Source organism: Streptomyces albus subsp. chlorinus, from assembly GCF_013302895.1.
GTDB lineage: Bacteria > Actinomycetota > Actinomycetes > Streptomycetales > Streptomycetaceae > Streptomyces > Streptomyces chlorinus.
This window is the reverse complement of the sequence record NZ_VJOK01000001.1, coordinates 5,441,005-5,461,875: the sequence shown is the minus strand read 5'-3', so window position 1 is coordinate 5,461,875 and position 20,871 is coordinate 5,441,005. Positions and strand designations below refer to the sequence as shown.

The 20,871-nt window shown below is 72.1% G+C and carries 16 protein-coding genes and 2 pseudogenes; 6 read left to right on the top strand and 12 right to left on the bottom strand.

Annotated features, from left to right (window positions below; translation table 11 throughout):
- Positions 1-37: 37 nt before the first annotated feature.
- The 3 genes from FM076_RS24000 to FM076_RS23990 form a co-directional block, all read right to left on the bottom strand.
- Positions 38-295, bottom strand: coding sequence for an acyl-CoA carboxylase epsilon subunit (locus FM076_RS24000; RefSeq protein WP_173873010.1), 258 nt, complete (start codon positions 293-295; stop codon positions 38-40).
- Between the two features lie 11 nt (positions 296-306).
- Positions 307-1,920 carry an acyl-CoA carboxylase subunit beta gene (locus FM076_RS23995; protein ID WP_173873009.1) on the bottom strand — a complete coding sequence of 538 codons (1,614 nt, stop codon included), beginning with the start codon at positions 1,918-1,920 and terminating at the stop codon, positions 307-309.
- A 162-nt stretch (positions 1,921-2,082) separates the two neighbouring features.
- Positions 2,083-3,528, bottom strand: coding sequence for a cytosine permease (locus FM076_RS23990; protein ID WP_173873008.1), 1,446 nt, complete (start codon positions 3,526-3,528; stop codon positions 2,083-2,085).
- 176 nt (positions 3,529-3,704) lie between these two features.
- Between FM076_RS23990 and ureA the strand changes: the two are divergent.
- From ureA to FM076_RS23970, 4 genes and pseudogenes are all read left to right on the top strand, one after another.
- A pseudogene (gene ureA / locus FM076_RS23985) lies at positions 3,705-4,465 on the top strand (urease subunit gamma).
- A complete protein-coding gene (locus FM076_RS23980) occupies positions 4,462-6,171 on the top strand; it encodes an urease subunit alpha (protein ID WP_173873007.1) in 1,710 nt (569 codons plus the stop codon). The pseudogene ureA and the gene FM076_RS23980 overlap by 4 nt, the downstream one beginning before the upstream one ends.
- 40 nt (positions 6,172-6,211) lie before the next feature.
- Complete coding sequence (locus tag FM076_RS23975; RefSeq protein WP_173873006.1) at positions 6,212-7,282, top strand: agmatine deiminase family protein; 1,071 nt, start codon at positions 6,212-6,214, stop codon at positions 7,280-7,282.
- 31 nt (positions 7,283-7,313) lie between these two features.
- A complete protein-coding gene (locus FM076_RS23970) occupies positions 7,314-7,964 on the top strand; it encodes a TetR family transcriptional regulator C-terminal domain-containing protein (protein ID WP_173873005.1) in 651 nt (216 codons plus the stop codon).
- Positions 7,965-7,970: 6 nt separating this feature from the next.
- Here the strand turns inward: FM076_RS23970 and cimA are convergent, their stop codons facing one another.
- The 6 genes from cimA to FM076_RS23940 form a co-directional block, all read right to left on the bottom strand.
- Positions 7,971-9,581: a citramalate synthase gene (gene cimA, locus FM076_RS23965; protein WP_173873004.1), complete on the bottom strand. Its 1,611-nt coding sequence runs from the start codon at positions 9,579-9,581 to the stop codon at positions 7,971-7,973.
- Positions 9,582-9,887: 306 nt separating this feature from the next.
- A complete protein-coding gene (locus FM076_RS23960) occupies positions 9,888-10,085 on the bottom strand; it encodes a DUF397 domain-containing protein (protein WP_173873003.1) in 198 nt (65 codons plus the stop codon).
- The gene (locus FM076_RS23955; RefSeq protein WP_173873002.1) at positions 10,082-10,918 is read right to left on the bottom strand and encodes a helix-turn-helix domain-containing protein; all 837 of its coding nucleotides are present in this window, start codon (positions 10,916-10,918) and stop codon (positions 10,082-10,084) included. The genes FM076_RS23960 and FM076_RS23955 overlap by 4 nt, the downstream gene beginning before the upstream one ends.
- 113 nt (positions 10,919-11,031) lie before the next feature.
- Positions 11,032-12,678, bottom strand: a complete 1,647-nt coding sequence (locus FM076_RS23950) for an alkaline phosphatase D family protein (protein WP_173873001.1) — start codon at positions 12,676-12,678, stop codon at positions 11,032-11,034.
- A gap of 312 nt (positions 12,679-12,990) precedes the next feature.
- Complete coding sequence (locus tag FM076_RS23945; protein WP_173873000.1) at positions 12,991-14,097, bottom strand: branched-chain amino acid aminotransferase; 1,107 nt, start codon at positions 14,095-14,097, stop codon at positions 12,991-12,993.
- Positions 14,098-14,287: 190 nt separating this feature from the next.
- Positions 14,288-15,352, bottom strand: coding sequence for a 3-isopropylmalate dehydrogenase (locus FM076_RS23940; protein WP_173872999.1), 1,065 nt, complete (start codon positions 15,350-15,352; stop codon positions 14,288-14,290).
- Between the two features lie 150 nt (positions 15,353-15,502).
- Here FM076_RS23940 and FM076_RS23935 point away from each other — a divergent pair, with 150 nt between their 5' ends.
- Positions 15,503-17,095: a purple acid phosphatase family protein gene (locus tag FM076_RS23935; protein WP_180217836.1), complete on the top strand. Its 1,593-nt coding sequence runs from the start codon at positions 15,503-15,505 to the stop codon at positions 17,093-17,095.
- Positions 17,096-17,183: 88 nt separating this feature from the next.
- Here FM076_RS23935 and FM076_RS34720 read toward each other — a convergent pair whose 3' ends face one another.
- From FM076_RS34720 to FM076_RS23925, 3 genes are all read right to left on the bottom strand, one after another.
- Complete coding sequence (locus FM076_RS34720; protein WP_274598833.1) at positions 17,184-17,312, bottom strand: hypothetical protein; 129 nt, start codon at positions 17,310-17,312, stop codon at positions 17,184-17,186.
- Positions 17,313-17,605: 293 nt separating this feature from the next.
- Positions 17,606-19,237: an L-glutamate gamma-semialdehyde dehydrogenase gene (pruA, locus tag FM076_RS23930; RefSeq protein ID WP_173872998.1), complete on the bottom strand. Its 1,632-nt coding sequence runs from the start codon at positions 19,235-19,237 to the stop codon at positions 17,606-17,608.
- 58 nt (positions 19,238-19,295) lie between these two features.
- The gene (locus tag FM076_RS23925) at positions 19,296-20,222 is read right to left on the bottom strand and encodes a proline dehydrogenase family protein (RefSeq protein ID WP_173872997.1); all 927 of its coding nucleotides are present in this window, start codon (positions 20,220-20,222) and stop codon (positions 19,296-19,298) included.
- 196 nt (positions 20,223-20,418) lie between these two features.
- Between FM076_RS23925 and FM076_RS23920 the strand changes: the two are divergent.
- Positions 20,419-20,871: pseudogene (locus FM076_RS23920) on the top strand (PucR family transcriptional regulator); the annotation flags it as partial.

Below are 20,871 nucleotides of genomic sequence, written 5' to 3'. Positions count from 1 at the left end.
TCGCCGGCGGGCGGCGGGCATCCCGCCGCCGCGGTCCTCAGCCCTGCCAGCTGTGCGGGGCGCGGAAGCCGTGCTGGCGCTCCAGGCGGCGCCATCCCGCCTTCGACGGGCGTGTGTGGCGCGCGGAGGCACGGGTCCCGTCGGCCGACGAGGTGGCGGCGGCACGCGCGAGCAGCAGTGCGGTCACCGCTGCCAGCTCCTCCGCGTTGGCCTGCCCCTTCTCGACGCGCACGATCTCGCGCGGCGTGCTGCCCGGCGAGCCGGTACTGGCGGACTCCTGAGCGGTCTCGTTCATCGGTGCTCCCATCACTGCGGAGGATTGCCGTGCTTGCGGGACGGCAGGTCGGCGTGCTTGCTGCGCAGCATCGCGAGGGAGGAGATCAGCACCTCGCGGGTCTCGGCCGGGTCGATCACGTCGTCGACCAGGCCGCGCTCCGCGGCGTAGTAGGGGTGCATCAGCTCGGCCTTGTACTCCTTGACCATGCGGGCGCGCATGGCCTCGGGGTCGTCGGCGGCCGCGATCTGCCTGCGGAAGATGACGTTGGCGGCGCCCTCGGCGCCCATCACCGCGATCTCGTTGGTCGGCCAGGCGAAGGTCAGGTCGGCGCCGATCGACTGGCTGTCCATGACGATGTACGCGCCGCCGTACGCCTTGCGCAGCACCACGGAGATACGGGGCACGGTCGCGTTGCAGTACGCGTACAGCAGCTTGGCGCCGTGCCGGATGATGCCGCCGTGCTCCTGGTCGACGCCGGGGAGGAAGCCGGGGACGTCCAGCAGCGTGACGATCGGGATGTTGAAGGCGTCACACATCTGCACGAAGCGGGCGGCCTTCTCGCTGGCCTCGATGTCCAGCACCCCGGCCAGTGACTGCGGCTGGTTGGCCACCAGACCGACGACCTCGCCGTCCATCCGGGCCAGCGCGCAGATGATGTTGGTGGCCCAGCGCTCGTGCACCTCCAGGAACTCCCCGTCGTCGACGAGTTCCTCGATGACCTTGCGCATGTCGTAGGGCCGGTTGCCGTCGGCGGGCACCAGGTCCAGCAGGGCGTCGCCGCGCCGGTCGGCCGGGTCGCCGGCCGGCTCGGACGGCGGGTTCTCGCGGTTGTTCTGCGGCAGCAGGGACAGCAGGTAGCGGACCTCTTCGAGGCAGGTCTCCTCGTCGTCGTAGGCGAAGTGCGCCACGCCGGAGGTCGCCGCGTGCACGTCCGCGCCGCCCAGGCCGTCCTGCGTCACCTGCGCGCCGGTCACCGCCTGGACCACGTCGGGCCCGGTGATGAACATCTGCGAGGTGTCGCGGACCATGAAGACGAAGTCGGTCAGCGCGGGGCTGTAGGCCGCGCCGCCCGCGCAGGGGCCGAGCATCACGCTGATCTGCGGGATGACGCCCGATGCCTTGGTGTTGCGCTGGAAGATGCCGCCGTACCCGGCCAGCGCCGCGACGCCCTCCTGGATGCGGGCGCCCGCGCCGTCGTTGAGGGACACCAGCGGGGCACCCGCGGCGATCGCCTTGTCCATCAGCTTGTGGATCTTGGTGGCGTGGGCCTCGCCCAGCGCGCCGCCGAAGATCCGGAAGTCGTGCGCGTAGACGAACACGGTCCGCCCGTGCACGGTGCCCCAGCCGGTGATCACACCGTCGGTGTACGGCTTCTTCTGCTCCAGCCCGAAGCCCGTCGCCCGGTGCCTGCGCAGTGGCTCGATCTCACGGAAGCTGCCCTCGTCCAACAGCAGCTCGATCCGCTCGCGCGCGGTCAGCTTGCCCTTGGCGTGCTGGGCCTCGGTCGCCTTGTCGCTGGGGCCCTGGTGCACCTGCGCACGGATCGCGTGCAGCTCGGCGACGCGCCCGCGGGTGTCCTGCGCCGGGACGGAGCCGGGCGCGGCCTCCTCGGAGCCGGGCGACGGCTGGGACAGATCGGTCATGTATAGACCCTACGAAACCGCGGGGCGGATCGCCGTCGTCGGATTCGTACAGTCTCCGCGGCCGATTCATGGCAGCGCTGGACAGAACCTCTGGGCGGGGGAGCCTGAACGCAGGGGAACCTCCCATCACCGGCCGGGGTGGCTGTGGGGTTCCCACAGCGCCTAGGAGACGGGGTGCGTGTCCGTCGCGGCGGGACGCGCCGGGGGTACCGGCGCGTCCGGCAGCGGCACGGGCTGCCGGGCGGTCACCGCGCAGTACGCGGCGGCGGTGACCGCGGCCGAGAGCAGGAAGCTCAGGTCGAAGCCTCCCACATGTGCCACCAGGGGCCCGGTGTACAGGGGGGTGTCCACGGCCAGCAGTCCCACGCAGGAGCCGGCGGCCCAGGCCGCGGTGGCGCGCGGGTTCCATCCTGCGGTGAACCAGTAACATCCGCCGGCCGAGCGCCGGTTGAGGACCTGGAGCGCCTCGGCGTCGTACACGCCCCGGCAGCGCGCGTGCCCGATCAGCACGATGACCGCCCACGGGGCGCCGACGGCGGTCAGCAGCAGGACGAAGGAGGTCATCGCGTCCTGCGCGTCCCACACGAAGTGGCCGAGGTAGACCAGGGCCGTGGCCATGGCCGCCACCGTGCAGGTGGCACGGGTGCGGGTCGTGCGCGGCACGATCGCGTCCAGGTCGAGGCCCATCGAGTAGAGCATCAGTCCCGCGTTGCCGACCGAGCCCCAGGAGGCGGCCAGCAGCAGCGGCACCAGGAACCAGAACGGGGCCTGGGCGACCAGCGGGCCCGCGTAGTCGGTGGCGGCGTCCACGGCGACTGCGGTGAAGGTGCCGAAGAGCTGGGGTATCAGCAGCCCGGCGACGAGTCCGCCGCAGGTGGTCAGGTAGACCCGGCGCGAGGAGTGGCGGGCCGGCGACATGTAGCGGGTGTAGTCGCCGAGCAGGGTGATGAAGGCCATCGGGCCGGACAGTCCGGCGGCGACGACGGACAGCAGCCAGGTGGTCCAGAAGTCGCCGAGCAGGTACGCGGTCCCGGCGGGCGCCCGGGTGGTGAACTGCGGCGCGTAGGCGAGCAGTCCGACGACCAGCAGCGCGGACATCCCGACGGCCAGTACGCGGCTGAGCCGCAGCAGCAGCTTGTACCCGTAGACGGCGCACACCGCCGTGCACCCGGCGAGCACCGCGTAGACGACCGCGTAGGCGGCGGCCGAGCCGGGCATCCCGAAGAGCCGGACGAGGCAGCCGACCATCACGTCGCCGCCGACCCAGAGGGTGAGCGCGGTGTAGCCGAGTGAGAGCAGCAGTCCGATGGCGGAGCCCAGCAGCCTGCCCCGTACGCCGAACTGGGCGCCGCTGCTGGTGGACAGGTTGGTCGCGGTTCGCAGCGAGACCAGGGCCAGCGGGGCGACCAGCAGGGTGCCGGCCAGGGTGCCGAGCACCAGGGAGGAGACGGAGGCCCAGAAGCCGAGCCCGAAGGAGACCGGCAACCAGCCGAAGACGACGACGCCGAGCGCCAGATTGGAGCCGATGAGGAAGCTGACGATGTCGCGGGGGCGGCCCGTGCGTTCCGCTTCGGGGATGACGTCGACGCCGTGCTGCTCGATCTGCATGGTGCTCCCTGAGGGTCGGGCACGTTTTTTGAGCGCCGCTCAATCTGAGGCATGTGGAGCGGTCAGATCAATGGGTGGGAGCACATACTTGACTATTTGAGCGCTGCTCTAAATGCTGGTCCTGCACACCGGCCCCACTCGCGGGCGCGGGAGGACGAGAGGGAAGGTGGGAGAGCGTGCGGCTGGGGCCGACCGAACGGGACCGCCTGCTGATCTTCGGCACGGCCGAGCTGGCGCGGGCCAGACGGGCCAGAGGGCTCCGGCTCAACGTGCCGGAGGCCACGGCACTGATCGCCGACACCGTCTGCGAGGCCGCCCGCGACGGGCTCCGGCTCGCCGAGGCCATCGAGGCGGGACGGTCCGTGCTGGGCCCCGCGGACGTCCTGCCCGGCGTGGCCGAGGTGCTCACCGAGATCCAGGTCGAGGCCGTCTTCGAGGACGGCTCCCGGCTCGCGGTGATCTCCTCCCCCATCCCCGCCGCCCCGGGCTCGACCCCGACAAGGCCCCGGGCGCCGTCCTGCCCGCGGGCCCCGGGACCGACGCGGCGTACGCCCCGACACCGCCCGGGGTGACGCTGACCGTGCGCAACACCGCTCAGGTACCGGTCAGCGTCACCTCCCACTTCCACTTCTTCGAGGCCAACCCCCGGCTGGAGTTCGACCGCGCCGCCGCCTACGGCATGCGGCTCGCCGTGCCCGCCGGCTCGTCGGTGCGCTTCGATGCCGGCGGCACCCGCGAGGTGGGGCTCCTCCCCATCGGCGGCGCGAGGGTCGCCATCGGCTTCGCCGGCCTCGTGGACGGACCGCTGGACGCCCCCGGCGCCCGCGAGGAGGCGCTGCGGCGCGCCGCGGCCTGCGGCTATCTGGGCGCGGTGCCCCAGGACGGCGGAGAACCCTGTGACGGAGGAACCCCGGAGGGACCGGAGGGAGCGGCATGAGTGTGGATCCGCGCGAGTACGCGGCGGTGCACGGACCGCGCGCGGGCGACCGAGTGCGGCTGGGCGACACCGGACTCGTCGTACGCGTCGAGTCCGACGCACAGCGGCCCGGCGACGAGTTCCTGGCCGGATTCGGCAAGACCGCCCGCGACGGACTGCTCCTGAAAGCCGCCGCCGTCCGCGAGACCTGCGACATCGTGATCAGCAACGTCCTGGTGATCGACGCGGTGCAGGGCATCCGCAAGGTGTCCATCGGCATCCGCGAGGGCCGCATCCACGCGGTCGGCCGGGCCGGCAACCCGGACACCGTGGACGGCGTGGACGTCGTCGTGGGCACCGGCACCTCGATCGTCTCCGGCGAGGGGCTGATCGCCACGGCGGGCGCCGTGGACACCCACGTCCACCTGCTCTCGCCGCGCATCATGGAGGCGTCGCTCTCCTCCGGCGTCACCACCATCATCGGCCAGGAGTTCGGACCGGTGTGGGGCGTGGGCGTCAACTCGCCCTGGGCGCTGGGGCACGCCTTCTCCGCCTTCGACGCCTGGCCCGTCAACATCGGCTTCCTGGGCCGCGGCTCCTCCTCGCACCCGGCGCCGCTGGAAGAGGCCCTGGCCGAGGGCGGGGCCTGCGGCTTCAAGGTGCACGAGGACATGGGCGCCCACCACCGGGCGCTGGACACCGCGCTGCGGGTGGCCGAGGAGCACGACGTCCAGGTCGCCCTGCACAGCGACGGGCTGAACGAGGCACTGGCCGTCGAGGACACCCTCGCCGTGCTGGACGGGCGCACCATCCACGCCTTCCACATCGAGGGCTGCGGCGGCGGGCACGTCCCCAACGTGCTGCGGATGGCGGGGGTGCCCAACGTCATCGGCTCCTCCACCAACCCGACGCTGCCGTTCGGCCGGGACGCGGTCGCCGAGCACTACGGAATGATCGTCTCGGTGCACGACCTGAAGACGGACCTGCCCGGCGACGCCGCCATGGCCCGCGACCGCATCCGCGCGGGCACCATGGGCGCCGAGGACGTCCTGCACGACCTGGGCGCCATCGGCATCACCTCCTCCGACGCGCAGGGCATGGGCCGCGCGGGCGAGACCGTACGGCGCACCTTCCAGATGGCCGCCAAACTCAAGGCGGAACGCGGCGCGATGGAAGGCGCCGAGGCGATGACCGGCGCGGCGCGCGGGGACGACGACAACGCGCGCGTGCTGCGCTACATCGCCAAGCTCACCCTCAACCCGGCCCTGGCGCACGGCCTCTCCCACGAGATCGGCTCCATCGAGCCGGGCAAGATGGCCGACATCGTGCTGTGGCACCCCGCCTACTTCGGCGCCAAGCCGCAGCTCGTCCTCAAGTCCGGCTTCCCCGCCTGGGGCGTCACCGGCGACCCCAACGCCGCCACCGACACCAGCGAACCGCTGGTGCTGGGGCCGCTGTTCGGCGGCCACGGCGCGGCCCCCGCCGAACTGTCCGTCGCCTTCGTCTCCCGCGCGGCCATCGAGCGGGGCGCCGACACCCTGCCGACCCGGCGGCGCCGGGTGGCCGTCCGCGGCTGCCGCGGCATCGGTCCGGCCGACCTGGTGCACAACGCGCGGCTGGGCGAGGTGGACGTGGACCAGCGCACCGGGCTGGTCACCCTGGACGGCGAACCGCTGCGCTCCGAACCGGCCGAGAGCGTCTCCCTCAACCGCCTCTACTTCCTCTGACGCCGAGCACCATCGAGAGCACCCAAGGAACCCCCGCCTCATGAGCACCCGCACGTCCGACGCCGCCCCCGTCATGCCGCCCGAGTGGTCGCCGCACGAGCGCACCTGGATGGCCTGGCCCGGCCACAACCCGACCTTCGACGGCGACGGAGTACTGGCCGAGGCGCGGGCCGCCTGGGCGTCGGTGGCCCGCGCCGTACGCCGGTTCGAGCCGGTCACCATGGTCGCCAACCCCGAGGACGTGGCGGGGGCACGCGAGCAGCTCGGGGCGGACATCGAGGTCGTCGGCCGGCCGCTGGACGACGCGTGGATGCGCGACATCGGCCCCACGTTCGTCACCGAGGGCGGCCGGCTGGCCGCCGTGGACTGGACGTTCAACGGCTGGGGCGCCCAGGAGTGGGCACGCTGGGACAAGGACCGGCTGCTCGGCTCGTTCGTGGCCGAACAGGCCGGCGCCCCCGTGCACTCCTCGCGGCTGGTCAACGAGGGCGGCGGCATCCACGTGGACGGCGAGGGCACGGTGCTGCTCACCGAGACCGTGCAGCTCGGCCCCGAACGCAACCCCGGCTGGAGCCGCGAGGAGGTCGAGGCGGAGATCCACGCCCGGCTCGGCACCCGCAAGGCGATCTGGCTGCCGCGCGGTCTGACCGCCGACTACGGGACCTACGGCACCCGCGGCCACGTCGACCTGGTGGCCGCGTTCGCCGCACCCGGCGTCGTCGTCGCGCACACCCAGCCCGACCCCGCGCACCCCGACCACGACCTGTGCGAGGAGACGGTCGGGCTGCTGCGCTCCTCGACCGACGCGCGCGGCCGGCGGCTGGAGGTCGTCGAACTGCCCGCGCCCACGGTGACGGAGACCGAGGACGGCGAACCGGTCGACTACTCCTACGTCAACCACTACCTGTGCAACGGCGGCGTGGTGCTGTGCGGCTTCGGCGACCCGCGCGACGAGCACGCCGCCGGGATCTTCCGGCGGCTCTTCCCGGAGCGGACGGTGACCCTCGTCGACGCCCGCACGGTCTTCGCCGCCGGGGGCGGCATCCACTGCATCACCCAGCAGCAGCCCCGGGTCCCGGACCGGCACCCGGTTAGGCTGACCGGTCGGTGACGGCAGCCGACCAGAGGGAGAAGCGGACGCGGTGGCCACGCAAGCCGGGAACAAGCGCACGGGCGCCAGGGGAGGTGGCCGGCGGCGCGCGGCGCAGCCGCGGGAGCGCCTGCTGGCCACCGCCATGGAGATGATCGCGGACCGCGGCCTGGACCGGCTGACGATGGCCGCCCTCGGCCGCGAGGTCGGCATGAGCAGCGGACACCTCGTCTACTACTTCAAGACCAAGGACGAGTTGCTCCTCCAGACGCTCCAGTGGAGCGAGGAGCAGCTCGGGGCCGAGCGGCGCGCCGCGCTCGCCCGCAGGACACCGGCCCGGGAACGGCTCGACACGCTGGTCGAGCTGTACCTCCCGCGCGGCCACCGCGACCCGCACTGGGCGCTGTGGCTGGAGGTGTGGAACCGCTCGCAGCTGGCCGACGAGGAGGTGCGCACCCGCCAGCTGGAGCTGGAGCTGAGCTGGCACCGGGACCTGGTGGCGCTGCTGGTGGAGGGCATGGCAGCGGGGGAGTTCGCCCCGGTGGACGCCGAGCGGTTCGCGACCCGCACCCGTGCCCTCCTCGACGGCTTCGGCACCCACCTGGTGGTGGGGCTGCCGGGCGTGGACAGGGAGCTGGTCCTAGGCCACGTACGCGACCACTTCGACCAGTCCCTCACGCCGACGGCCCCGGCCGGCGGGTGAGGCCGCTCAGTCGTGCGCCTCCACGCCCGCGCGCAGCAGCCCGTAGGTGTAGCCGTCGTCCAGCGCCTGCCAGGAGGCGGCGATGACGTTGTCCCCCACGCCGACCGTGGTCCACTCCCCGCCGCCGTCGCTCATGGAGACCAGCACCCGCGTGGTGGACGACGTGCCCTGACGGCCCTCCAGGATGCGGACCTTGTAGTCGACCAGGTTCAGCCGCGCCAGCTCGGGGTGGATGCGCTCCAGGCCCGCGCGCAGCGCCCGGTCCAGCGCGTCCACCGGCCCGTTGCCCTCACCGGTGACGACGATGCGCTCCCCCTTGGCCCACAGCTTCACGGTCGCCTCGTTGACCTGCTCCCCGTCGGGCCGCTGCTCGACGATGGTGCGCCACGACTCGGCGCGGAAGAAGCGGGGCGCGGTGCCGGCCGCGCCGCCGTGCACCTCGTCGCGGAGCAGCAGTTCGAAAGAGGCGTCGGCAGCCTCGTACGTGTAGCCCTTCAGCTCCTGCTCCTTGACACGCTCGACCACCCGGCCGACCAGCTCGCGGTCGCCCCCCAGGTCGTAGCCCAGCTCCTTGCCCTTCAGCTCGACGGAGGCGCGGCCGGCCATGTCGGAGACCAGCATCCGCATGGTGTTGCCGACCAGTTCCGGGTCGATGTGCTGGTAGAGGTCCGGGTCGATCTTGATCGCGGAGGCGTGCAGCCCGCCCTTGTGCGCGAACGCGGAGGTGCCGACGTAGGGCTGGTGCGTGGAGGGGGTGAGGTTGACGACCTCGGCGATGGCGTGCGAGATCCGCGTGGTCTCGGCCAGCGCGCCCTCGGGCAGGACGCGCTTGCCGTACTTCAGCTCCAGCGCGGCGACGACGGGGAAGAGGTTGGCGTTGCCGACGCGCTCGCCGTAGCCGTTGGCGGTGCACTGCACGTGGGTGGCGCCGCCGTCCACCGCGGCGAGGGTGTTGGCGACCGCGCAGCCCGTGTCGTCCTGCGCGTGGATGCCCAGCCGGGCCCCGGTGTCGGCGGCGACGGTCCGTACGACGGCCTGGACGCGGGCGGGGATCATGCCGCCGTTGGTGTCGCAGAGCACCACCACGTCGGCGCCCGCCTCGTACGCGGTGCGCACGACCTGCTTCGCGTAGTCGGGGTTGTCCTGGTAGCCGTCGAAGAAGTGCTCGCAGTCGACGAAGACGCGGCGGCCCTTCTCGCGCAGATGGCCGACCGTGTCGGCGATCATCGCGAGGTTCTCCTCCAGCGTGGTGCGCAGCGCCAGCTCCACATGCCGGTCGTGCGCCTTGGCCACCAGCGTGACGACCGGCGCCTTGGAGTCGAGCAGCGCCTTGACCTGCGGGTCGATCTGCGCGGGGACGCCCGCCCTGCGGGTGGAGCCGAACGCGACGAGCTGCGCGTTCTTGAACTCGATCTCGCGCGGGGCGCGGGCGAAGAACTCGGTGTCGCGCGGATTGGCGCCGGGCCAGCCGCCCTCGATGAAGCCGACGCCGTAGTCGTCCAGGTGGCGGGCGAGGGTCAGCTTGTCGGCGACAGTCAGGTTGATGCCCTCCCGCTGCGCTCCGTCACGCAGGGTGGTGTCGAAGACGTGGAAGCTGTCGTCCGGGATCTGGGTCATGGCTGGTGGCTCCTGCTGGGTTCAGTGGTTGCGGAAGAAAGCGCTCCACTTGCCCCCATCATCCCTCGCGACATCCGCCTCCGGCCTGGTGGGCCGAAAAACGAAAAAACCCCTCGCGGGTGCGAGAGGTCTGCGCGCGGGTCTGGGGCACGGCGGCCGCTGTCGTGCGGATCTTTTCCACGACAGACGGTCACTGCGGACCGGCGCGCCTGCTGCCAATAATCATGACGAACGAGGGCACGGACGCATTCTGGCACACCCGCCTTCCGCGCCCCGAAAACGTCTCACCATACGGAAACGGACACGTCAGCGCGCCAGCCCGCGGACGAACGCGTTCCAACTGTCCGCGGGGAACACCAGCGTCGGCCCCTCCGGACACTTCGTGTCCCGCACCGGCAACACCCCGGCGAACCCGTCAGCGACGGCGACGCAGGCACCGCCCTCACCGTTCGTGTACGAGGAGGTGCGCCACGAGGCAGCGTTGAGTTCGTCGTCGGGGATCATGACGCTTGGTGCTCCTTAGCCGTCGCCTCGATCAGTTCGAGTGAGGCCGTCAGCGATAGCGCGGCAGCCCTGGCCAGATCGTACGATGCGCGGCACTGAGCCACCAGCGCCGGATCTTCGATGAGTTGGCCGGTGTGGGCTCCCTCCGCGTACGCGACCGGCGGAGCGTCGTCGAAGGCCATGAGCAGCATGACGCCCATCATGAGCTGGTGGGCACCGGCCGCGAAGGGCTGCACCTGGACGATGGCCCGGCGCTCGCGCACGGTCTCCGCGATGTGCTCCAGCTGACCGCGCATGACCTCCGCTCCGCCCACAGGTACGCGCAGTGCGGCCTCGTGCACGATGGCCCACACGTCGGGACCGTTCGGACCCAGCAGCCGGCGGCCCCGCGCGAGCCGCGTCGCGACATGCCCTTCCACCTCCTCCTCCGGGGCGAGTGGCATGGCAGCCCGGATGAGTGCCCGCGCATACCCCTCGGTCTGGAGGAAGCCCGGCACCAGCATGGGCGAGAACTCGCAGAGGGACACCGCCAGTTTCTCCAGCTCCGCCGCGTCCGCGAAGTAGTCGGGGTGCTTGGACTTGCGGGCCAGTTTGCTCAGGCGGTGCAGGTGTTCGCCGCTGCCGAGGATGCCGTCGAAGGTCTGCGACAGGTCCGTCTGCGGACGGCGGGTGCCCACCTCCAACTGCCCGATGTAGGTGCCGGAGCAGAAGGCGCGCTCCCCCAGCCCGTCCTGGCTGAGGCCCGCCGCCTCGCGCAGGCGGCGCAGTTCGGAGCCGTAGAAGGCGCGGGGCGAGGTGTAGGGGTCGAGGTCCTTCGCGTGGGGGTGGGCCATAGTGATCACGTTCTCCCGGGGACACGGGCGCCCCTCCCGAGGGGCGCCCCTGCCTGTGAGAGTACGTCGAAAAGTGATGTTCCGAATGCGGAACGTGACAAGGGGGGATGGCCTCACACCCGCCGGAGGCCCTGGTTGCCGACCTCGGTGACGAAGGAGGCGGCGGTGGTGACGGGGGCTCCGGGCTTCGTCACGGCGGTCACCGTGCGGAAGTCGGCGCGGCCCTCGCGTTTGCCGAGGCGGACGGTCACATAGCCGCGGCGGCCGTTGTAGAACCTCATGTGGGGGTTGGCACCGGTGTAGGCGTCCCAGTCGGCGGGCTTGTCCTGGCCGTCCTTGCCGCTGGTGATGGAGGTGGCCACGATCTCGGTGCCCATGGTGCGGGACTTCTGGTCGCCGAAGTCGCGCTTGATGTCGTACGCGTACCCCTTGTGCACGTCGCCGGTGAGCACCATCAGGTTCTCGATGCCGGCCGACTCGGCGCCGGCCAGCAGGCGTTCGCGGGAGGCGGGGTAGCCGTCCCAGGCGTCCATGCTGACCTTGTAGTCGGGGGTGGAGTTGGTGCGGCGCTCACAGAAGGTGACCTGCTGCGGCACCACGTTCCAGACGGTGTCGGAGGCGCGCCAGCCGTCGATGAGCCAGCGCTCCTGCGCGGCGCCGGTCATGGTGCGGCTCGGGTCCTCGGACTCGGGGCCGGGGTGGTGGGCGCCGTCGCCGTACGCCTGGTCGGAGCGGTACTGGCGGGTGTCGAGGATGTCGAACTGGACGAGCCTGCCGAACCGCAGCCGGCGGTAGAGCCGCATGTCGGGGCCTGTGGGCCGCTGGGGGCGGCGCAGCGGCTGGTTCTCCCAGTAGGCGCGGTAGGCGGCGGCCCGGCGCAGCAGGAAGTCCTGTGGCGATCCCCCGTCCTCGGGGATGTCGCCCGCGTAGTTGTTCTCCGTCTCGTGGTCGTCCCAGGCCACCAGGAAGGGGTGCGCGGCGTGCGCGGCCCTCAGGTCGGGGTCGCTCTTGTAGAGGGCGTACCGCAGCCGGTAGTCCTCCAGGGTGACGGTCTCCTTGTTGAAGTGGGCGGGCAGTTCGCGGTCGGTGTACCGGCGGGCGCCGCCGTGCGCGTCCACGGCGTACTCGTACAGGTAGTCGCCGAGGTGGAAGACGAGGTCCACGTCCTCCTCGGCGAGGTGGCGGTGGGCGGTGTAGTAGCCGTCGTGGTACGCCTGGCAGGAGACGGCGGCCAGCCGCAGCTCGTTCAGGTCGGCGCCGGCGGCGGGTGCCGTGCGGGTGCGGCCGACGGGGCTGAGCCACGTGCCGGCGCGGAAGCGGTAGTAGTACACGCGGTCGGGGGCCAGGCCGCCGGCCTCCACGTGGACCGCGTGGTCGAACTCGGGGTGCGCGGTGGCGGTGCCCCGGCGCACGATCCGGCGGAAGCGGCTGTCGTGGGCGATCTCCCACCGCACGGCGATCCGTGCCCTGGGCAGGCCGCCGCCGGTCTCGTACGGCTGGGGCGCCAGCCGGGTCCACAGCACGACGGACCCGGGCAGCGGGTCGCCGGAGGCGACGCCCAGGGTGAACGGGTCGGACTTCACGGCCCGCCTCGCGTCCACCTCGGCGGCCTGGGCGCTGCCGGGCAGGTCGGTGGCGAAGGCGAGCGCGGCGGCTGCCGCCGTGACGGTCAGGAAGCGGCGGCGGCCCAGGGCCGCCGCCGCGCTTCCGCGTTCCTGCCGGTCTGCCTGTTCCTGCTGGGACACCTGACGATGCGGCATCGTGGATCTCGGCCCTCCGGGAGGCGGTCGATGACAACCGCCATCCGAGCGCCGCCGGAAGGCCCTTCGGCCAAGGAAGCCCGACCATCGCATGTCAGGTACATGTACACGATTGCGGCTCCGGATTTACTATGACACGCCCCACTTGTCCGCCTGGGTATTGGCGCCCGGGCAGGGAGTGCCGGATGCCGAGGGGCGAGGTTGCCCGGAGGGCGCGACGTTGCCCGGGGGGTGCGAGGTTGCCCGGGAGTGCGCCGTGCCGGGGCGCGTGAGCCGTGCCGGGAGTGCCGTGCCGGATCCCGGCGCCAGGACTCAGGAGCCCAGCGTGTGCATCCAGCCGTGCTTGTCCTCCGCACGGCCGGTCTGGATCGCCAGCAGGGCCTCCCGCAGCCGCAGGGTGATCTCCCCCGCGCCGCCGTCGCCCACCGTCCAGTGGCCCCGCGCCGACTTCACCTCGCCGACGGGGGTGATCACGGCGGCCGTGCCGCACGCGAAGACCTCCGTGAGTGAGCCGTCCGCGTTGCCCTGGCGCCACTCGTCCGTGGTGATCCGCGTCTCGCCCGTCTCGTACCCCAGGTCGGCGGCGATCCGCAGCAGGGACTCGCGGGTGATGCCCGGCAGCAGCGTGCCCGTCAGTTCCGGGGTGACGATCCTCGCGTTCTCGCCGCTCCCGTAGACGAAGTAGAGGTTCATGCCGCCCATCTCCTCGATGTAGCGGCGCTCGACGGCGTCCAGCCACACGACCTGGTCGCAGCCGTGCTCGGCGGCCTCGGCCTGGGCCACCAGCGAGGCGGCGTAGTTCCCGGCGCACTTGGCCTCGCCCGTGCCGCCGGGCGCCGCCCGCACGTACTCCTCGGACAGCCACACGGAGACCGGCTTGACGCCGCCGGAGAAGTAGGGGCCGGCCGGGGAGGCGATGACCACGAACGTGTACTGGTCGGCGGGCTTGACGCCGAGGCCGACCTCGCTCGCGAACATGAACGGCCGCAGGTAGAGCGACGCCTCACCCTCGCCGGGCACCCACGCCCTGTCGTGCCCGACCAGCAGATCGCACGCCTCGACGAACGTCTCCACCGGCAGCTCGGGCATCGCCAGCCGCCGCGCGCTGCGCTGGAAGCGGCGGGCGTTGGCCTCGGGGCGGAACACCTTCACCGAGCCGTCGGGCTGCCGGTACGCCTTGAGCCCCTCGAAGATCGACTGCGCGTAATGCAGCGTCATGTTCGCCGGGTCCATCTGGAGCGGCGCGTACGGCTCCAGGCGCGCGTCGTGCCAGCCGCGGCCCGCCGTCCACTGGATGGTGACCATGTGGTCGGTGAAGTGCCGCCCGAAGCCGGGGTTCGCCAGCACGGCATCCCGCTCGGCGTCGCCCAGCGGGCTCGCGGAGGGCTTGAGGTCGAATGCGATACGGGGCGTCGTCATGTCCGCGTCCTTCGTTCGTGCCTGTTGCGGACCGCGTCCCGGGGAGGGGGTGCCGGGACGTCCGAGTACTCCCTCTTGCGGCGGCCCCACACCCGATTATCGCGCGGGGGCCGCCGTTCCCGGGCGGACACCTGTGTCATTTCCGCCACGCCTCCCCGCCGTCCTGGCGGGGAGGTCCCGGGAGGGTCGCTCAGCCGGCCACCCGGGCGGCCAGCGCGTCGCCGATCTCGTCCGTGGTGCGGGCCGTGCCCGCGCGCTCGGCGAGGTCCGCGGTGACGGCCTCGTCGATGCGGGCGGCCTCGGCCTCGTAGCCGAGGTGCCGCAGCAGGAGGGCGACGGACAGCACGGTGGCCGTCGGGTCGGCCTTGCCCGTACCGGCGATGTCCGGCGCCGAGCCGTGCACCGGCTCGAACATGGACGGGAACTCGCGGGTCGGGTTGATGTTCCCGGAGGCGGCCAGGCCGATACCGCCGCTGACGGCGGCGGCCAGGTCGGTGAGGATGTCACCGAAGAGGTTGTCGGTGACGATCACGTCGAACCGCGCCGGGTCGGTGACCAGGAAGATCGTGGCCGCGTCCACGTGCAGATAGTCGGTGGTCACCTCGGGGAACTCGCGGCCCACCCGGTCGAAGGTGTCCTTCCACAGGTGGCCCGCGTGCACCAGCACGTTGTTCTTGTGGACCAGCGTGAGCTTCTTGCGCGGGCGCGCCTGGGCGCGGGCGTACGCGTCGCGCACGACCCGCTCCACGCCGTAGGCCGTGTTGACGCTCACCTCGTTGGCCACCTCGTGCGGGGTGCCCTTGCGGATGGTGCCGCCGTTGCCGACGTAGGGGCCCTCCGTGCCCTCGCGGACCACGACGAAGTCGATCTCCGGCTCGCCCGCCAGCGGCGAGGTGGTGTTCGGGTAGAGCTTGGAGGGGCGCAGGTTGACGAAGTGGTCGAAGGCGAAGCGGAGCTTCAGCAGCAGCCCGCGCTCCAGCACCCCGGAGGGGACGCCCGGGTCACCGATGGCGCCGAGCAGGATCGCGTCGTGCGCCCTGAGCTGCTCCAGCTCGGCGTCGGTGAGGGTCTCGCCGGTGGCGTGCCAGCGTTTCGCGCCGAGATCGTACGCGTGCGTCTCCAGTTTGACGTCCTGCGGGAGGACGGCGGTGAGGACCTTGAGGCCCTGGGCGACGACCTCGGGGCCGATTCCGTCGCCGGAGATCACTGCGAGGTCGATGGTGCGGTCCGTCGGGGAGGCCGTTCCTGAAGACATGCGGCCGACACTACTCCCCGTCCCAGGGCCTGACACAAGGCTGTCCGCATGACGGACGCACCGCGACGGTGCGCTCGCCCGGCGCCGCGTTCACGGCCCGTACGCCCCTGCGTCCCCGGCCGGTTGCCGCCGCCGGGAAAGCTCCGGGACATGAGCGCCAACGACGACCTCCCCCGCGTCGGCATTCCCGCCCGCCTCGCCGGCCGGATGAGCATGGCCGAGCAGCACGCCTGGCTCAGAGAGAAACTGACACGGCGCCGGGTGATGCGCGGGGCCGGACTGATGGCGGCGGGGGCGGCGGGGCTGGTCGCCGGCTCCGAGGCGTCGCTCGGCGGGGCGCGGGGCGGCGGGGCCGCGCCCACGCCCGTGCGGTCCAGGGCGACGGTGGACGGCAGGCATGTCGCACCGTTCGGCCGGCACCTGGCCTTCGGGGCCGACCCCCGGACACAGCTGCGGATCTCCTGGCAGGTCCCCTTCGCCGTACGGCGCCCGTACGTGCGGATCGGGCTGAAGCCGTGGGACCTGGGAGAGCGGGTACCGGCCCGGGTGCGCCCCCTGCGCACCCCGTCGCTCGCCCCCGAACTGCCCGAGGTGGAGCAGCTGTACCTGCACGCCGCACTGGACGGCCTGCGGCCCGGCACCACCTACTACTACGGCGTCGGGCACGACGGTTTCGACCCGGCGTCGGCCGAACGGATCGGCACGGTGGGCTCCTTCACCACGGCGCCGCCGGCCGGGGGCGAACGCCCCTTCGTCTTCACGGCGTTCGGGGACCAGGGCGTCGGCCCCGACGCGCTGGCCGGCAACCACCTGCTCCTCGGCCAGAACCCCGCCTTCCATCTGCACGCGGGCGACCTGTGCTACGCGGACGGGACCGGCCACGGCAAGAAGTCCGACACCTACGACGCGCGGGTGTGGGACCAGTACCTCGCCCAGACCGAACCGGTGGCCTCCCGGGTGCCGTGGATGGTCACCACCGGCAACCACGACATGGAGGCGTGGTACTCCCCCAGCGGCTACGGGGGCCAGTCCGCCCGCTGGTTCCTGCCGGGCAACGGTCCCTCCCCCGACGAGGTCCCCGGGATCTACTCGTTCCGCTACGGGAACGCGGGGGTGATCGCGCTCGACGCCAACGACGTCAGCCACGAGATCCCGGCGAACCGCGGCCTCACCCGTGGCGCGCAGACCCGGTGGCTGGCGCGCGAGCTGGAGCGGCTGCGCGTGGCGCCGGGGATCGACTTCGTGCTGGTGTTCTTCCACCACTGCGCGTACTCGACCGCCACGCACGGGTCCGACGGGGGCGTGCGCGAGGAGTGGGTGCCGCTGTTCGACAGGCACCGCGTCGATCTCGTGATCAACGGCCACAACCATGTGTACGAGCGCACGGATCCCCTCAGGGGCGGCCGGGCCACCCGGCCCCTGCCGATCGGCGAGCACACCGACCCCGCACGGGACGGGACCGTGTACGTCACCGCCGGCGGGGGCGGCCGGAAGCTGTACGAGTTCGCCTCGGCGCCGGACAGCTACGAGGGGCACACCGAGGACCGGGACGAGGTCGGGACAGTGCGCTGGGGGCCGGGGAAGGCCGCCGAGAAGGAGCGGGCGGAGTGGTCCCGGGTGCGCTGGACCGGGTTCTCCCTCCTCGCCGTCGAGTCCCGCCCCGGGCCCCGGCCCGCCCTCTCCGTGACGGCCCTGGCGCGGTCGGGACGGCGGATCGACCACTTCGTGGTGCGGCGCTCCTGAGCGGCGGGGCGCTCCGGGCACCGGGGCGCCGCGACCGGACGCGGGCTCCCTCCCTTCCCCGGCCCGGGAGGGAGGGAGCCCGGCTGGTTCAGCGGCGGTCGAAGGCGCGCTGGAGGGCCTCGGCGGCGTTGCGGCGGTCCTCTTCGCGGAGGCGGGCAGCGGCTCGGGAGCGGCGGAGACGGGAGGCGGGGACGGGGGTGGCTGCTGGCGTGGCCATGAGTACACAACTCCTTCTGCGCGGTGCGAGGAGAAATGAAGGGTCGCCGAAGAGACGCGACGGACAGCCAAAGGCGCGGGGACAGCCGGTGCGGCAGGGGTCGCCTGCTCTCGGGCACGGGCGTCACATCCACGAAGCGCTCGGTCGAGCGGGACGATCGGCTTCCTACAAAGATAGGAGCGCGGAGCCGTGATGTCTCGCCAGATACTTGGCCTTCCTACTATGTGAGACGAGAGCCACACGCCGAGCGGCCCGGCCCCCACGGGACCGGGCCGCTCAAGGCCACTGGGCCGTCAGCCCATGTGCGGGTAGCGGTAGTCCGTCGGGGCGACCTGGGTCTCCTTGATCGCCCGCGGCGACGACCAGCGCAGCAGGTTGAACTTCGAGCCGGCCTTGTCGTTGGTGCCGGAGGCACGGCCGCCGCCGAAGGGCTGCTGGCCGACGATGGAGCCGGTCGGGCGGTCGTTCAGATAGAAGTTGCCCGCCGCGAAGCGCAGCTTCTCGGAGGCCTCGGCCAGCACCGCCCGGTCCTTGGCGATCACGGCGCCGGTCAGCGCGTAGGCGGAGGCGGACTCCATCTGGTCGAGCATCGCCTCCCAGTCCTCGTCCTCGTAGACGTGGATCGCGAGGATCGGCCCGAAGTACTCGGTCTTGAAGACCTCGTTCTCCGGGTCGGAGCAGACGATGACGGTCGGCGTGACGAAGTAGCCGACGCTGTCGTCGTACGTGCCGCCGACAAGGATCTCGCAGCTCGGGTCGGCCTTGGCGCGGTCGATGGCGGCCTTGTTCTTGGCGAAGGCGCGGTCGTCGATCACGGCACCGATGAAGTGGGACAGGTCCGTCACATCGCCCATGGTCAGGCCCCGCACCTCGGTGGCCAGCGCGTCCTGGAAACCGCCCTCCCACAGGGAGCGGGGCAGGTAGGCGCGGGAGGCGGCCGAGCACTTCTGGCCCTGGTACTCGAAGGCGCCGCGGGTGAGGGCGGTCTTGAGGACGGCCGGGTCGGCGGTGGGGTGGGCGACGATGAAGTCCTTGCCGCCGGTCTCGCCGACGATGCGCGGGTAGGACTTGTAGTTCGCGATGTTCTCGCCGACGCTCTTCCACAGGTGCTGGAAGGTGGCCGTCGAGCCGGTGAAGTGGATCCCGGCCAGGTCCGGGTGCGGGATGGCGACCTCGGAGACCTCCTTGCCGTCACCGGTCACCAGGTTGATGACGCCCTTGGGCAGCCCGGCCTCCTCCAGCAGCTCCATCAGCAGCACGGCGGAGTGGGTCTGGGTCGGGGACGGCTTCCAGACCACGACGTTGCCCATCAGCGCCGGGGCGGTGGGCAGGTTGCCGGCGATCGCGGTGAAGTTGAACGGCGTGATCGCGTAGACGAAGCCCTCCAGCGGGCGGTGGTCCATGCGGTTCCAGACGCCGTTCGGCTGGATCAGCGGCTGCTCGTCGAGCAGCTCACGGGCGAAGTGCACGTTGAAGCGCCAGAAGTCGACCAGCTCGCAGGGCGCGTCGATCTCGGCCTGCTGCGCGGTCTTGGACTGGCCCAGCATCGTGGAGGCGGCGATGGTCTCCCGCCAGGGGCCGGCCAGCAGCTCGGCGGCCTTGAGGATGATCGCGGCGCGGTCGTCGAAGGACATCGCACGCCAGGCAGGGGCCGCGGCCAGGGCTGCGTCGATGGCGTCCTGCGCGTCCTGGCGGGTGGCGGTGGCGAAGGTGCCCAGCACCTTCTTGTGGTTGTGCGGCTGCACGACGTCCACGCGCGCGCCCCCGCCCATGCGCTTGACGCCGTTGATCGTCATCGGCAGCTCACGGGGGTTGTCCGCCAGCTCCTTGAGCTTGGCCTCCAGGCGCGCGCGCTCGGGGCTGCCGGGCGCGTAGGTGTGCACCGGCTCGTTGTACGGGGCGGGGACCTGGGTCACAGCGTCCACGGTTGCTCCTTGTGGTCGTCGGGTCGGGCGATGGGTGCGGGGTGCGGATGCCTGGTTGTCAGCCGCGGGAGACGAGGGACCTGAGGAAGAAGGCCGTGTTCGCCGGGCGCTCCGCGAGGCGTCGCATGAAGTAGCCGTACCAGTCCGTGCCGTAAGGAACGTAGACACGCATCCTGTGGCCCTGCGCGACCAGGCGCTCCTGCTCGGCTTCGCGGATGCCGTACAGCATCTGGAACTCGTACTCGTCCCTCTTCCGACCGTAACGCTCGGCGAGGTCCTGGGCGATGGCCACCATGCGCGGGTCGTGCGAGCCCACCATCGGGTAGCCCTTGCCCGCCATGAGGATCTTCAGGCAGCGCACATAGGCCCGGTCCACGTCCCGCTTGTTCTGGAAGGCGACCTCGGCCGGCTCCTTGTACGCGCCCTTGACGAGGCGGACGCGCGAGCCCTCACCAGCCAGCGCGTGGCAGTCCTCCTCGGTCCTGAAGAGGTAGGACTGGAGCACGGCGCCGGTGCTCGGGAAGCGCTCGCGCAGCTGCCCGAGGATCGCGAGGGTGGAGTCGACCGTGGTGTGGTCCTCCATGTCGAGGGTGACCGTCGTCCCGGCGGCCGTGGCGGCCTCCACGACGGGCAGCACGTTCGCCAGGGCCAGCTCGTGCCCGCCCGGCAGCGCCTGGCCGAAGGCGGAGAGCTTGACGGACATCTCGGCGTGCCCGGCGAGCCCGGAGCCGGAGAGCGCGTCGGTCAGCGCGAGGTAGGCGTCACGGTTGCGGAGGGCCTCCGACCGGTCGGTGATGTCCTCGCCCAGGTGATCGATGGTGACCTGCATCCCGCGCCCGGCGAGCGACGTGACGTTGGCCAGGCACTGATCGAGCTGCTCGCCGGCCACGAACCGGTCCACCACCGGACGGGTGACCGGGGCGGCCGAGACGAGGCGGCGGACGCTGTCGCTGCGCGCGGCGGCGAGGAGCACGGGACCCAGCACGGGGCACCTCCACGGAGTGTTCTTGTGAGCGGCTCCACGACACGGGCGCCGAGCCGCTCACAACGTAAGGATCGCGCCACCGCCGGACCATCGACAGCTGTCACGCGTCCGTGGACCAGATCTCAGACAGATGTATGAGAATGGGCGGGCGGGGCTCCCCCGCGGAAAGCGGACGACCACACGGAGGCCGGGCGGCATGCGCGAGGACTACCAGGCGCTGATCGACGAGGTCTCCCAGCTGCTGGGCACCCCGGCCACGCTGGAGGGCCGCGACTTCTCCCTCATCGCCTTCGGCGCCCACGAGGGCGGGGACGAGAGCAGCGGCGGCGACCTGGCCCTCGACTCCGTGCGCACCCGCACCATCCTCCAGCGCCGCTCCACCCCCGCCGTGCGGGCCTTCTTCGAGAGCTGGGGCATCGCCCGCGCGACCGGTCCGGTCCGCGTCCCTCCCGACCCGGCCGCCGGGGTGGTGCACGGCCGGATCTGCCTGCCCGTCCGCGACCGGGGCGTCGTCCACGGCTACATCTGGCTGCTGGACGACGGCACGCTGCCACTGGACGATCCGCGGCTGGCCGCCGCGATGGCGGTGGCCGACCGCACGGGGGCGCAGCTGGCGGCGCACACCCGCGCCGAGGAACGCACCGGCGAG